Source organism: Candidatus Xianfuyuplasma coldseepsis, from assembly GCF_014023125.1.
GTDB classification, from domain to species: Bacteria; Bacillota_I; Bacilli_A; order Izemoplasmatales; family Izemoplasmataceae; genus Xianfuyuplasma; species Xianfuyuplasma coldseepsis.
This window is the reverse complement of the sequence record NZ_CP048914.1, coordinates 1,587,004-1,601,928: the sequence shown is the minus strand read 5'-3', so window position 1 is coordinate 1,601,928 and position 14,925 is coordinate 1,587,004. Positions and strand designations below refer to the sequence as shown.

At 39.0% G+C, this 14,925-nt stretch carries 15 protein-coding genes; 1 reads left to right on the top strand and 14 read right to left on the bottom strand.

Annotated elements, in window-relative coordinates; translation table 11 throughout:
* Positions 1-21: 21 nt before the first annotated feature.
* Together G4Z02_RS07810 and G4Z02_RS07805 are read right to left on the bottom strand one after the other, a co-directional pair.
* Positions 22-771 (bottom strand): SagB/ThcOx family dehydrogenase, encoded by a 750-nt coding sequence (locus G4Z02_RS07810; RefSeq protein WP_258877454.1) that lies wholly within the window; start codon positions 769-771, stop codon positions 22-24.
* A gap of 48 nt (positions 772-819) precedes the next feature.
* On the bottom strand, positions 820-1,206 hold the full coding sequence (locus tag G4Z02_RS07805) for a DUF8058 family membrane protein (RefSeq protein ID WP_258877453.1): 387 nt from the start codon (positions 1,204-1,206) through the stop codon (positions 820-822).
* 324 nt (positions 1,207-1,530) lie between these two features.
* Here G4Z02_RS07805 and G4Z02_RS07800 point away from each other — a divergent pair, with 324 nt between their 5' ends.
* A complete protein-coding gene (locus G4Z02_RS07800) occupies positions 1,531-2,694 on the top strand; it encodes an RNA-guided endonuclease InsQ/TnpB family protein (protein WP_258877452.1) in 1,164 nt (387 codons plus the stop codon).
* A gap of 136 nt (positions 2,695-2,830) precedes the next feature.
* Here G4Z02_RS07800 and msrB read toward each other — a convergent pair whose 3' ends face one another.
* The 12 genes from msrB to pgsA form a co-directional block, all read right to left on the bottom strand.
* The gene (gene msrB / locus G4Z02_RS07795; protein ID WP_258877451.1) at positions 2,831-3,259 is read right to left on the bottom strand and encodes a peptide-methionine (R)-S-oxide reductase MsrB; all 429 of its coding nucleotides are present in this window, start codon (positions 3,257-3,259) and stop codon (positions 2,831-2,833) included.
* 54 nt (positions 3,260-3,313) lie between these two features.
* A complete protein-coding gene (gene mutS / locus G4Z02_RS07790) occupies positions 3,314-5,875 on the bottom strand; it encodes a DNA mismatch repair protein MutS (RefSeq protein WP_258877450.1) in 2,562 nt (853 codons plus the stop codon).
* 15 nt (positions 5,876-5,890) lie between these two features.
* Positions 5,891-6,883, bottom strand: a complete 993-nt coding sequence (locus G4Z02_RS07785; RefSeq protein WP_258877449.1) for a hypothetical protein — start codon at positions 6,881-6,883, stop codon at positions 5,891-5,893.
* Between the two features lie 124 nt (positions 6,884-7,007).
* Positions 7,008-7,334, bottom strand: a complete 327-nt coding sequence (locus G4Z02_RS07780) for a YlbF/YmcA family competence regulator (RefSeq protein ID WP_258877448.1) — start codon at positions 7,332-7,334, stop codon at positions 7,008-7,010.
* Positions 7,321-8,769, bottom strand: a complete 1,449-nt coding sequence (gene miaB, locus G4Z02_RS07775) for a tRNA (N6-isopentenyl adenosine(37)-C2)-methylthiotransferase MiaB (RefSeq protein WP_258877447.1) — start codon at positions 8,767-8,769, stop codon at positions 7,321-7,323. The genes G4Z02_RS07780 and miaB overlap by 14 nt, the downstream gene beginning before the upstream one ends.
* 64 nt (positions 8,770-8,833) lie before the next feature.
* Entirely contained in the window at positions 8,834-9,592 is a 759-nt protein-coding gene (locus G4Z02_RS07770) for a TIGR00282 family metallophosphoesterase (protein WP_258877446.1), read from the bottom strand.
* Between the two features lie 4 nt (positions 9,593-9,596).
* Complete coding sequence (locus tag G4Z02_RS07765) at positions 9,597-10,112, bottom strand: NUDIX hydrolase (RefSeq protein WP_258877445.1); 516 nt, start codon at positions 10,110-10,112, stop codon at positions 9,597-9,599.
* A gap of 44 nt (positions 10,113-10,156) precedes the next feature.
* Positions 10,157-11,728 (bottom strand): ribonuclease Y, encoded by a 1,572-nt coding sequence (rny, locus tag G4Z02_RS07760; protein WP_258877444.1) that lies wholly within the window; start codon positions 11,726-11,728, stop codon positions 10,157-10,159.
* Between the two features lie 192 nt (positions 11,729-11,920).
* Positions 11,921-12,445, bottom strand: coding sequence for a hypothetical protein (locus tag G4Z02_RS07755; RefSeq protein ID WP_258877443.1), 525 nt, complete (start codon positions 12,443-12,445; stop codon positions 11,921-11,923).
* Positions 12,446-12,486: 41 nt separating this feature from the next.
* Positions 12,487-13,275: a nitrilase-related carbon-nitrogen hydrolase gene (locus tag G4Z02_RS07750; protein WP_258877442.1), complete on the bottom strand. Its 789-nt coding sequence runs from the start codon at positions 13,273-13,275 to the stop codon at positions 12,487-12,489.
* Between the two features lie 27 nt (positions 13,276-13,302).
* Positions 13,303-14,295 carry a recombinase RecA gene (gene recA / locus G4Z02_RS07745; protein WP_258877441.1) on the bottom strand — a complete coding sequence of 331 codons (993 nt, stop codon included), beginning with the start codon at positions 14,293-14,295 and terminating at the stop codon, positions 13,303-13,305.
* 56 nt (positions 14,296-14,351) lie between these two features.
* Positions 14,352-14,894 carry a CDP-diacylglycerol--glycerol-3-phosphate 3-phosphatidyltransferase gene (pgsA, locus tag G4Z02_RS07740; RefSeq protein WP_258877440.1) on the bottom strand — a complete coding sequence of 181 codons (543 nt, stop codon included), beginning with the start codon at positions 14,892-14,894 and terminating at the stop codon, positions 14,352-14,354.
* Positions 14,895-14,925 lie beyond the last annotated feature (31 nt).

Here is a 14,925-nt window from a genome sequence, read left to right as displayed (position 1 = left end):
AGCGGATAACTGGTAATAAATCTATTTCTTTTTACCAATCGTAAGCGCATAGGTTGCAAATTCTTCCTGGCCATCTACTTGAAGTAGTTCGTCCATTAAATCTTGATGGTAGGCTGCGATGCAACAAGCGCCAGCGTCGATGACTTCAGCTGCTAAGCTACAATTTTGTCCAGCGTGTCCTGCTTCCATGGCAATCATTTTATGTGCACAGAAACTATACTTGTATTCACTGCGTGCAGGAATGGCTGTCATAAAGACAACAATACTCGCTCCGCGCAATTGATGAAACAATGCGTCATTCACTCTGGTAGCAATGTCTTTTTCTTGATCAAGCAACTGCAATTTGTGATCTACTTGTAAGTAGTGATATAATCCTTGCTTGATTCCTTCTACATGGTGAATATAGACATAGGTTTCCATCGCATTCGTCGCCCCACCCGTTGGGATTGTGCGAAATGTGACACCTGGTTTAAAATTATCAACACGGGCGGTCTCATATAACAAATAACTTACTTCTTCGAGCGTCAATGATGTCTCACTGTACGATCGTAACGATCGTCGATTTTGGATACATTCCATTAATGTTTTTTGAGTAATATCAGGGAACTCATGGAGAAGTTGCACAATGTCTGTATTTGGCAACTGTGGTTTAAACTGTTCTGGGCGCTGTTCTCCTAGATCGCGTGGTGTCTTAATCGATCGCAGCTCTGGCCATGATGGTTTAATTGCTGAACGATTGTTTCTGATTGTTTCACTTACTGAATGTTTCATCGAATCACCTCATTCCCATTATAACAAAATAAAGACCGAAAATGGTCTTTATTTTGTGTTTGTTGGATTCTTCATGATGTTGATTGTATCGATTGATGTATAAATCACAAATGCCAAGATTATCGCGAACAACGCAATCATCGAGTAGTTTTGAGCATCGCCATAGTATCCAGCTGAGTTCACGACAGAATACATCAACAGACCATTGGTTAGCAACAATATCGGGAATCGTAATGATGCAGATTTGTACAATAACCATGCAGTCACAAGCGCAAACAGCGCCATCGTGATTTCGATAATGATATGAAATACAATCCCAACTGGTTCTGTTTCAAACTCAGGAACTTGATTGGTACCTATCAGCATGATCCACAATCCAATGATTCCAATTCCAATAACACCGTATACTACTGAAAATACCATTTGTTTTTTCACAAACAACTCACCTCTCTTACATCTATCTTTATCAATTGTATTGTACTATATTTCATTTTAAAGTTCTACACTGAATGTATCATTTATCTAGTGTATTCCAGAAAACTCCCTGTTCAAGGACAACTAATGTCATAACTGGCGAGATGAATGGAATGGCGATTTGGTTCAATATATCCGTAATTTTATCAACAACGAATAATAGACTATTTCCATAAAAAATGATATAATATCCATAACAAAGATATTGATATAAGTGCTAAGCCAAAATATAACCTAAAGCCCCTTCTTTGGAATATATTTTCGACAGCACTTTTTTGTTTGGAGGTGAGTTATATAGTTAGTGTAATAAGAGGATATGTATATCGAATCAAACCTAGTAATTATCAAAAAGAACTGATTGAAAAAACATTTGGGTGTACTCGACAAATGTGGAATGTGCTTCTATCAGAACGAGAGACAATCTATGAAATGTATAGAGAGTATCCAGAACTACTACATTCACATACATATACCAATCCCGCGGCACTTAAACATTTCTATGAATATATGTATGAAGTCGATTCCCAAGCACTCACTACATCCTGGTTGAATCAGAAGAATGCATTTACTAACTTCTTCAATGGTACTCATGATAAACCACGAATGAAATCACGACATAATCCAGTACAGTCCTATACAACTCACACCATAAGCAACAATATCCGACTAGACGGTAAGAAACTCAAACTTCCAAAACTAGGATGGATTAAGATAAAACTACATCGCGATTTACCAAATGATTCTATCATCAAAGCAGCAACGATCAAACGAGAAGCAGGTAAATATTATGTATCCCTTCGCATCCAGTATGAACAAGAAACACCAACTATAAAACGAAACAGTATCATTGGTTTAGACTTTTCATTACGACATCTCTATGTCGGAAGTGATAGCACCTATGGTGAATACCCTATGTATTTCAAGAACTCTCTTGATAAACTAGCTAGAGCTCAACGAGTTCTATCACGCAGAAAGAAAGGTTCACACCGATGGGAGAAACAGAAACGACAAGTACAACGGATCCATCAACACATCAAGAATCAACGGAACGACTTTCTACATAAAGCATCACGATATCTCGTAAGCAACTATGATATGATATGTATCGAAGATTTAGATTTAAAAGAAATAGCGAAAAACAAGCATTTCCGTAAATCTATTTCCGATACATCTTATGGAACCTTTACAAGATATCTAGAGTATAAAACAAAAGATGAAGGAAAAACCCTCATCAAGATTAACAAATATTATCCATCTAGTAAAACCTGTAGTATATGCGATGAATTACATGACATATCACTCTCACAAAGAGAATATACATGTGATTGTGGAAATGAGATGGATAGAGACCTGAATGCCGCGATTAACATCGCTACTGAAGGTCTATCTAAATATCTATATAAAGAGTATGGGACAGACTCGATCGCTCGGTCCAGTTGCGCGCACTAGAGCGCATTACCCGAGAAGCCCCCACTTCAAATGATTTTTCATTAAGTGGTGGGAGCAGGTTCACTTTGGTAATACGCAAAAAGAAAACACAATCGCAGTTGTGTTTTCTTCAATAGTTATGCATCAGTACGGTTGTCTATTCATCAAACAACGACAGATACGACTCATACCCTCTTCGTTTCATCTCGTCTTTGGGGATAAACTCGAGTGCGGCACTATTGATGCAATAGCGTAACTGGCCGTTGGGACCATCATCAAATACATGCCCTAAATGACTATTGGCATCCGTACTTCGGACTTCCATGCGGATCATGCCGTGACTAATATCCTTTTTCTCCAACACTTCAGATTCGTCTACTGGTTTTGTAAAGGAAGGCCAGCCACAGTGACTGTCAAATTTGTCATTCGAAGAAAACAATACTTTTTTCGATATGATATCAACATAAATTCCATCCCGAAACTCTTGATCGTACTCATTCGTATAGGGTCGTTCGGTTCCGTTTTCTTGGGTTACATGGTACTGAATCGGTGTCAATTTCAGGATTTCATCATTGTATTTTTTCATTATATCACCTCATGTATAGTATATCGCAAACACAAAAAAATAGCCTGTGAAAGGCTATAATTTTTGAATGATTTTATGAAGAAGATTTAACGCTTCAAGTGGCGTCAATTCGTCAATATCAATATCTTCTAACAATTGAATGATTTCGTCTTTAATTTCGGGTTCGCTGTTGTCGGTTTCAAAATCATCGAAATTAAAGAGGTTGATTGAACTGTGATCAATTAGTTGATCATGTTGTTCTTCGAGATTGTTCAATATCATTTTTGAGCGTTCAATCAATCCTTGTGGTAAGTTGGCTAAACTTGCAACATTGATACCATAGGATTTATCGGTGGGACCTTCTTTTACTTTGTGAAGAAATAAAATGGTTCCATTCTGATCTTTGGCACTAACGTGTACATTGCGTAATTTCGACAAGGATTTATCCAAATCGGTTAGTTCATGATAATGCGTTGAAAATAAGGTCTTAGCACCAATCTTTTCATGAATGTATTCAATGATTGCTTGAGCGAGTGCCATACCATCATAGGTTGCGGTACCACGACCAATTTCATCAAATAGAATCAAGGAATTGGTTGTTGCATGCTGAATCGCATTGTTGGCATCGAGCATTTCCACCATAAAGGTCGATTTTCCACTGACCAAGTCATCGGCGGCACCAATCCTTGTATAGATGGCATCAAATACTGGTATATGCGCTTCTTTTGCGGGGACAAACGACCCAATTTGGGCAAGGATGGCAGTGATGGCCATTTGCCGCATATAGGTAGATTTACCCGACATGTTCGGTCCGGTAATAAGGAGAATATCTGTATGTTTATTGAGGACAATGTCATTGGGAACAAAGACATCATCGGTTAGAACTTTTTCAACAATCGGATGACGTGAGTCGGTGATTTCAATCGTGTTATCATCGTTTAAGACAGGGCGAACGAGATTGAGTTCTTCGCTACTAATTGATAGACTGATTAACATATCGACTTCACTTAAGATATTCGCATTTTGCTGGATGGTGTGAATATAGCCTCGTGCTTGATCCCGGAGCTCGATAAATAGTTCATATTCCAGTTGAATGCTTTTTTCCTCACTGCTTAAAATAATCGTTTCCTTTTGTTTGAGTTCTTCGGTGATGTAGCGTTCACTATTGGTTAAGGTTTGTTTTCGAGTATAGCCAAATTCATCTTTGACATTGGCGACTTGACCTTTGGGGATTTCAATATAATACCCGAAAACACGGTTATACCCAATCTTCAGTTTCTTGATACCGGTCTTTTCACGTTCTTGTTCGGCGAGTTCATGCAACCACTCTTTGACATTTAAAGCACTGTTTTTAATCGCATCCAGATCAGCGTTATATCCTTCTTTGATGATGCCCCCTTCTTTGATTGTGAGGGGTGGGTCGTCTTCGATGGCACGTTCTAACACATCATACAATGGACGTAAGGGATCGATGGTATCGGCTAAAAACGTTGTATGTGGCGTCTTAAGTGCGAGTAGTTTTTCTTTTAACTCTGGTAAGATGGATAGACTTCGTCGCAATTGGACCATGTCTTTCGCATTGGTATTCCCATAACTGATGCGACCGACAATCCGTTCCAAATCATAGACGTTTTTTAATAGGTCGCGTAGTTCTTGTTTCACGATAAATTCGTTATTGAGGACATCAATTGTATCGTACCGAGTAATGATTGTATTCTTGTTTACCAAAGGTCGTAATAGTTGTTTCTTTAAATAACGACTCCCCATTGCGGTTTCGCAATGATCCATCAACCAAAACAAACTGCCAATGCGGTTGTTCGATCGCATGGTTTCGGTAATTTCAAGATTTTTAACGGTATTGGAATCCATCCGAAGATAACTGGACGCTTCCAAAATGGTGACATCTTTTAGATGCATTAATTCTCGTTTTTGGGTCTTGATAATATAGTTTAATAGACGTTTAAAGGTCTTTTTCTCTTCTTTTGAGGGAAGTGTCTGATAGAGATGATCAAAGACACTAGGGACATCAATATCGCTATTATACGAGACGAGGACACCTTCGGATTTGATATATTGTTCCAAATGACTCTCATCGATGGTATTGGCGATGATGATTTCTTTTGGTTGAATTTGCAATAATTCATTGATTAGGATATTGAGATCTTTCGGGAGCAGGATACTGTACGTATCTCCTGTGGAAAGGTCGAGATAGCTGATGGTGTAGTTTTTCGGATTGATACCAATCGATGCAAGATAATTGATGTCATCTGATGTACCTTCCATGTACGTACCAGGTGTAATCAGCCGAACGACATCGCGTTTGACAATTCCTTTGGCAGTTGCCGGGTCTTCGACTTGTTCACAAATGGCTACTTTGTATCCTTTTTGAATGAGACGTTCAATGTATGCATCCGCCGCATGATGGGGCACACCACACATCGGAACGCGTTCTTTTGCGCCGGCGTCCCGTCCGGTTAATTGGATTTCAAGCTCACGGGATGCGAGATAGGCATCGGTAAAGAACATTTCATAGAAGTCACCCAGTCGAAAAAAGACTATAGCATCGTTATAGTCTTCTTTAATCGTAAGATATTGACGCATCATCGGCGTGTATTGTGATTTGTCAATTGCATCCATATCTGGCAATCTCCTCTAAACAATGAAATTCGTATAGATTAAGTATCCCACTGCGGCAACAACAACGATCGCAATTAGGACTAAGAATCCCGTTCGGACTCGTTTTTTCCGTTTATCTGAAACCACGGAAGCAATTTCTTGGAATTTCAAATTGTATAAGTATTCTTCGATATTCATTCCGGCGAATACCTTTAATGAGTTGGTATATTTAGGTGCGACCGTTTGCGGCATTTTAATTAAAATGTATTCAATCATGTCATCTTTTTTCAACTCAATCGAAACGTTCACTTTACGGCGTTTCGCGTAACGTTCAATTTCAAGGATGGATTTTTTCGCGATTTCTTCTCGTTTTTCCTCATCAAATCCCAATTTTAATGACACGATGTCTATCAATTGTTTTTTGTTGATACGGCGAGGTATTTCAACATTGTATCGTTTTCCAAGGTCGCGAATTTCTGTTAAAGTGGTTGCATTTGACAACACTTCTTTTGCATCCTCAATAAGCGTGCCATCAAAGTATCCGTCTGGTTCGAAATAAACCTGACGAAACTCTTCCATCATTGCATCGTACGATTCTTGTGGTTCCCGGGCATATTTTAGCGTTAAGTTCTGCAGTTTGACAAACTCAAGATTGTTAATTCCCAGTTCAGAACGATTTCGAACGATAATGTCCCAGAAATCTTTCTTATATTCGGTAACATTAATCGGTAACTGGTACCCAAGCGCTAATCGTTCTAATTGGAATATCGTAAATTTATCAAACCAACGTAAACGAAATTTCATCTCATCCGAGAACTTATTCGAACTATCAGCATCGGCAATTGCCGGTGCAATATTTTTTCGAATTAATGCTTTGTGAAGATAGTTGGGTAAATAAATTTCTTTGTTTAATAGATATTTTACAATCTCATGAGAAGGAATTACTGTAAAATCCTTTACGAGTTTTGAAATTTTCTCTTTTTTGTTATACAAAAAGATAAAATCTTCAGATTTCTTTTTACCAGCCATGCCAATCACTCCTTAGTACTGAATAATGTTCTAAAATAATTATACAATACAATTAGTGGTAAATCAATAGGAAATTGCTTTTTAAAGCGATTTCCCTCCGTTATTATGGTTCCCGATTTTACAACTAGTCAAAATCTTTACTAATTTCTGATTCAATGATCTCTTGAATCCATTTTAGATCACCGTTGATTTGTTCTAATAAATCCAAATATTCACTCATCAAGACATGCTGCATAAGTTGTTCTCTTAACAATTGATAGGTTTCTTTCGCATCATTATATTGTGGATGCTTCTTCACTTGACGCTGAACCATTATCTTTTGGGCATCGAGTAACTCGTTATATTGTTGCTGTAAATTCATGTCTTGGTCAATGATTCGTTCAAGTTCTTGAAAACGCCGTACTGTTGGATCGTTTTGTAACGATTCAATTAAGCGATCAATTGCCGTCATGATACTCACCTAACATGAACCATGTTTTCGACTCGGTAATGGTTACATCTACAATCTGTCCAATCAATGATGTAGGACCAGCAAAATTGACGAGTTTATTGTTTTCTGTGTATCCCGCCAGGATGCTATCATTGTTCTTACTTGTTCCATCCACTAAGACCTTTACTGTTTTCCCTTCAAATCGTTTTGAACCATGTAGATACCCTTTGTTTACTATCTTGTTCAAGCGAGCTAGACGTTCTTTCTTAACAGCCATTGGAACGTCATCTTCATACGATGCCGCTGGTGTGCCTTCACGCTTTGAATAAATAAAGGTAAACGCCCCTTCAAAACGGCAATATTCAACAAGTTCCAATGTTTCAGCGAACTGTTCTTCTGTTTCCCCTGGAAAGCCAACAATAATGTCTGTGGTCAATGATGCATGGGGAATGTAATGATAGATGTGATCGACCAATTGGTAGTACTCTTCTTTTGTATATTTTCGATTCATCCGTTTCAATACTTCATTACTACCCGATTGCACGGGTAGGTGAATGTATGGCATTAAATTGCCACCTTTTGCCAATATTTGAACGGTTTCTTCATCGAAGTCTTTTGGATGGGACGTTGTAAACCGAACACGGGCAATGTCCATCTGATGCAAATCATTGAGTAGGTCCTTGAACCGATATGTTCGATCTGTGAAGTCATTGCCATAACTATTAACATTTTGACCGAGTAGTGTGACTTCTTGATAGCCTTGATCAATCAATTCTTGCACTTCATGAAGAATGTGTTCTGGCAGTCGGCTACGTTCTTTTCCACGGGTATACGGAACGATACAATAGGTACAAAATTCATCGCACCCATACATAATATTCACCCATGCTTTTTTCGTGTTTTCACGAATTTTCGGCATATTTTCAACAATCGATCCTTCTTCACTGAACACTTCAATGACCCGCTCTTTAGAGAGTAGTACCGTTTCTAAGTATTCGGGCAGTTTGTAGATGTTATGGGTTCCGAATACCAAATCAACATAGTGGTATCGTTTCAATATCTTTTCAACGACTTGTTCTTCTTGGGGCATGCATCCACATACACCAAGAATTAAATCGGGATTGTTACGCTTATATTGTTTTAATCGTCCAAGTTCACCAAAGACACGGTTTTCCGCATTTTCACGAACCGCACAGGTATTCAACAAGATCAAATCTGCGTGTTCTAAATCGTCACTTTGGGTAAAATCCAAAGCTTCTAATATCCCTCTAATTTTTTCACTGTCCGCTTCATTTCCTTGGCAACCATAGGTTTCGATCCGATAGGTTTTTCCGTTTCCAATTCCTTGAATATTAAAATAGTCGTCAAAATCGAGAACGGGTGTGTCTTCTTTCCGACGTTTTCGTGCATCACGAATCGATGGTTTTATAAAGTATTTACTGTAATCTTTTGCCATATATATCACCGTTATTAGTATAATTCAAAGAAGGGGTTTGTACAAACAAAATGAGTAAGTTTCCCTACTCATATATGTGGATTCCTTCAATGGTTTGAAATGTTGTATCCAGTAGGACCGCGTGTAATTGCAGTGGTCCCTCTTTGGTTTCTTTCACCGGGCCGCGAAGTCCAGTAATGAATTTTTGGACCTGTTTGTCTTTGTCCGCACCTAAAACGCCATATTTCGCCCCTGTCATTCCTACATCCGTCACATACATGGTTCCTTTGGGAAAGATCATTGTATCTGCGGTAGGTACATGGGTATGCGTACCTAGTACTGCTGTGACACGCCCGTCTACATGATGCGCAAAAGCAATTTTCTCGGACGTTGCTTCTCCGTGGAAATCGACAAGGATAATATCACTTGTTAAGGTGTCTAAGATTGAATCAATGACCTTGAATGGATTATCGAGCGGATCCCCCATAAAAATACGTCCCATTAAGCTGATGACGGTTACCGTTTTATCGTTAAACTGGATAGTTTTGTATCCAACTCCGGGGACAGATTCATCGTAGTTGGCTGGTCGAACAATGTTTGCATCATCAATAAAGTGTAAGATTTTTTTGTTGCGAAAGGTGTGATTCCCCATCGTAATCATCGACACCCCCATACTCATTAGATCCTTATAGATTGCTTCATCAATCCCGAATCCTTTGTCAATGTTCTCACCGTTGACAATAATTAAATGCGGTTTGTGTTGTTGTTTTAATTGTGGAAGATATGTATGAAGAGCTTGTTGCCCTAAGGTTCCAAATACATCGCCAATAAATAAAATTTTCATTCAATCATCTCTTTTCTAGTTCATCAAAATACCCGTGACGTTGCAATAGATGTTCGTAGTCCCAAAATGTATTTTGAGAAATCATTTGTTGAATGTCTGCAAATGATTTATATGCGATATCTCGTACTTCTACTGTATCAATTTTACATTCGTTTATCAAGATATTATCTTGATAGAGATACAAATCTGTGATGTAGTTCGAATGAGGATGGTCGATAACATATCGTTTCACAAGGCTTAATTTGTGCGGATCCAGTTCGATTCCAATCTCTTCTTTCGTTTCACGGATGGCGGCTTCTTTAGAGGTTTCTCCTTGTAAGACAGCCCCACCGTGTGTTCCCCATTGATATGGAATCAGATCGTCTTGTTTGTTGCGCTGTTGGATTAAATATTGACGATCCGAGTTGCGAATCCAAATATGAACAACAAGGTGATATTCACCGGGATTGTTCGACGCACCACGGACCATTGTTTTGTTCAATTTTTCAAGATGCTTATTGTAGAGATCAAATCGTTCCATAGTTCCTCCCTTTGTACAAGGAAAGCCTTCGATAATCGAAGGCTTTATTTGGCGATATCTTGGGCTCTCGTTTCGCGAATAACGGTAACTTTAATCGTTCCAGGATACGAGAGTTGTTCCTCAATTTTTTCTTTGATGTCACGAGCAATTTTATACGCCATCGTATCATCCACTTTCGTGGGTTCAACAATAACACGCACTTCGCGACCTGCTTGAATCGCATAGGCTTGATCCACGCCAGGAACTTCGGTGGAAATGTTTTCCAGCTGTTCGAGTCGTTTGATGTAGGAATCGAGAGATTCACTACGAGCACCAGGTCTTGCGGCGCTCAAGGCGTCAGCTGCGGCAACCAGTACGGCGATAATTGATTTTGCTTCCACTTCACCGTGATGGGATTGAATCGCATCAATGACTTCAAATGGCTCTTTGTAACGATTGGCAATGTTAATTCCAATTTCGACATGAGAACCTTCCACTTCATGATCGACGGCTTTACCGATATCATGAAGTAATCCAGCGCGTTTTGCAAGAACTTCGTCTTCGCCAATTTCAACAGCTAGTTTTCCAGCTAAGAATGCGCACTCGATGGCGTGGCGTAACACGTTTTGTCCATAGCTGGTACGGAAGTGTAAACGCCCTAGTAATTTTACAAGATCAGGGTGGATTCGGCCAATTCCAACTTCGAATACGGCTTCTTCCCCTTTGTCACGAATGAAGCGATCAACTTCACTACGTGTTTTTTCAACAACTTCTTCAATTCGTCCAGGATGAATTCGTCCATCGGCAACCAGTGATTCAATGGTACGTTTGGCGATTTCACGACGAATCGGATCAAATCCACTTAGAACAACAGCTTCTGGGGTATCGTCAATGATCAAATCAATACCTGTCAAGGCTTCAATCGTGCGAATATTACGTCCTTCACGACCGATAATACGTCCTTTCATTTCATCGTTTGGTAATGAGACAACACTTACCGTACGTTCACTGGTAACGTCTTGGGCATATTTTTGTATTGCTTGACTGAGTAAATGTTTTGCATTTTTATCAGCAGTAAGTTTTGCCTTTTCTTCTTCCTCTTTGATGTATGCGGCTATTTCACTTGCCATTTCGTCTTCTACTCGTCTAAAGATCAAGTCTCTAGCCTGCTCCATCGTAAAGCGTGCAATTTCTAATAGTTTTTCGTTTTGTTCATCAATCAACTTGTCTAGTCTGTTATTTTTGTCATCTAGTGATTGTTTTTTACGCTCCATGAGTTCTTCTTTTTTATCGATATTCGTTTCCCGTTTATCGAGGTTAGAACTGCGGCGGTCAAGCGATTGTTCACGTTGCAGAAGTTTATCATCTAACGCATCTGCTTCTTTTTTTCGCTCTTTGATTTGCTTGTCAAAATCCATACGTAAATTATGGATTTCTTGTTTGGTCTCCAGCAATGTCTGTTTCTTATTTTTTTCCGCTTCTTTTCGTGCGTCTTCAATCAAAAGATCGGCTTTTTGGCGAGATTTTAAAAGCCCTTTCTCACCAATGAATATACTTAGCATAAATCCTGCTAAGATACCGATTGCTACAAATGCCAGACCAGAGACAATGTTGATCATTGAGAATGCTAGTAGCATCCTATCATCTCCAATCTATGTGTTTTATTCAATTATTTAGTTATTTATGAACATAATAAAATATTATGAGTAGAAACGATTTTAACCATTTCATTATAACAATGTAAAGCCTTAAAAGTCAATGAATATAGATAGATTTTTGAAATTCTTTAGAAAATAAAAAACAACCAAATCCATTGGTTGTTTCATTTCTTAGAATTGGTCTTTAAATCCCTCACGAATAACGCGATATTCACCGGTATTTGTATTTACGTCATAGATATTGAAGTTGTGCTTGATGTCAAAGGTTTTTGATCGTTGGGCAAAGTTGATTGAGGCACTTCCTTGTTCTTTGCTTTCTACACGGTGGAATACGTGGGGTGGCCATGTTAATACCGCGGGGTAATCACAAATCAATTCCCCGTTATGCCAAATGTGGTCTTTGGTAACGACAAAATGTTCAATTTTACCATGTTGTGGTGAATACAGATCAATGTGTCGTTCACCATCCAAAACCACCAAATTATCACTCTGGTCAGTGTGCATATACCACGGGCGATCAACGCCTTCAACTTGTCCCGGACTAATCGCATTACTACGATGGATAACACGATCGATTCCCCCTAAATTTTGTAAGAACTCCTCCGGTATTTTATCGAACAAGACACCCTCAGTCCGACGTAATTTTACCAAATCAACGATTCGGTACAACCCTTTAACTTCTTTTACCGTATCCATTAGTTATTTATATCCTTTCTAAATTAATAAATACAGCCTCATTATAACACAATTTTATTAGATAGGATTGGAAACGCTTTCTTAATTTTTTCAACATCATTCAAATCAATCGATACCGTGTGAATAATCGGTTTTCCATCAGCCTCGAATAACACCTCACCAAAAGGATCAACTACGATACTGTGACCATAGTAATTATACGTTCCATGTGAATTATCCGACGGACTAACACCAATCGTAAACAGTTGGTTGTCAACGGCCCGAGAGCGAAAAGCCAATGTCCAATGCTTTGGCCCAGTATATTGATTAAAGGCAGCAGGAACAAGCAATAGTTTTGCCCCCATTTCTTGTAGTCTCGCCGCTTGTTCAGGAAAGCGGATATCAAAACAAATCATCAATCCAATCGTACCCCAGGGTGTGTTAAATGTAACGAGGTCTTTTCCTGGTGTTATTTGATCCCCCTCGTCGTAGGATTCTCCAGTTGGATACGTAATTGAAAAGAGATGCATTTTACGATACGAGGCAATACATTCACCCATGGGATTAAAGACAAAAGTTGTATTATAGAGGCGATTGTTATTCCACTCAGGAACGCTTCCTGCGACAAGGTACGCCTGTTGCTGTTTTGCAAGAGCTTGAAAACGTTGGAAATGGGTATCTCCTATGGCAATACTATTGGATTCAAATAATTCGTTTTCATACGGACTAAGACACATTTCTCCCAAGATAATCATATCCGTGTGTAACGGATGTTCAAGTCGTTGTTCAATCCGTTTCATATTCTCTTCTTTTGTTGGGAGTACTTGGTGTTGTACAAGTGTGATTTTCATCGTATACCTCCATCAAAAAAAGGCATATTAAATGCCTAATTTTTCTCGTACTTGCCGTTCTAAATCTTGCAATAGTTCTGGATGTTCTTCCAAGTATGCTTTGGTGTTTTCACGACCTTGGCCGATTTTGTCATCGTTGTAACTGTACCATGATCCGGATTTTTTGAGGATTCCTTCTTCGACACCAATGTCGATAATTTCTCCGACTTTGCTGACTCCAAATCCGTAAATAATATCCACGATTAAGGTTTTAAATGGTGGTGCTACTTTGTTTTTAACAACTTTAACTTTTGTTTTGTTTCCAACAATATCAGTTCCGATTTTTATTTGTTCACTACGACGTATTTCCAAGCGGACACTACTGTAGAATTTTAAAGCGCGACCACCAGGGGTTGTTTCTGGATTTCCAAACATAACACCGACTTTTTCACGGATTTGATTGATGAAAATCGCAATGGTTTGTGATTTACTAATGGCACCACTTAATTTTCGCATTGCTTGCGACATTAGGCGAGCTTGTAATCCAACATGGCTGCTCCCCATATCCCCACGGATTTCTGCTTCGGGTACAAGTGCGGCAACACTGTCAATAACAACAATATCGATGGCTCCACTACGAATCAAAGCTTCGGTAATTTCTAAGGCTTGTTCTCCGGTATCCGGTTGCGACAAGATGAGATTATCGATGTCGACACCAAGGGCTTTTGCATAGGTCGGATCAAGTGCGTGTTCCGCATCGATAAATGCGGCATATCCTCCTGCTTTTTGCGCTTCGGCAATCGCGTGTAATGCGAACGTTGTCTTCCCAGATGATTCCGGTCCAAATACTTCGATAATTCGTCCTTTTGGATATCCCCCAATTCCAAGGGCTTTATCCAGTAGTATACTACCACTACTGATGACTTCAATGCCTTGAATTAGTTGTTCATCACCTAGGACCATTACCGATCCTTTTCCATGTTGCTTTTCAATTTCTTTAATTGCTGTTTCTAACGCTTTTTGTCGATCTTGTTTTGCCATGAGAACGACCTCCTTAGTTTCCTATAGATATAATACTGTTATATAGTAATATTTTCTTACATGGATTGCATAATAATGTGTTTGTTTTTTACGAAATAATCGATACCACTAATGACGGTTAACGCACAACCGACATAGACGATCCATAATCCAACATCACCGAAGATTGGCCAATATGGAATAAGTAGCATCAAGACGATTCCCACCATTGTTGAAGCGGTCTTGTACTTTCCGAGTTTGCTTGCTGCAATGACTTTACCATCACCAACTGCAACCAACCGTATTCCTGTGACGATGAACTCGCGAGATAGAATGATAATCGTGACCCAGTATGGTAATAACTGCATGGCATTTAAGATAATTAATGCCGCCATCACTAACAGTTTATCAGCAAGTGGATCAATGAACTTACCAAACACCGTAACCAAATTATTTTTACGAGCGATGTATCCGTCTAAAAAGTCTGTCAACGATGCAATTATAAAGAGCGGTGCGAGAACATAATCCATCCATTCAAGTGATGGAATGAGATAATATACCAACACAAAAAGGGGGATAATCACAACGCGGAATAACGATAATTTATTCGGTAAATTCATACTAACACCTCATTGTCGATTATACCATAAA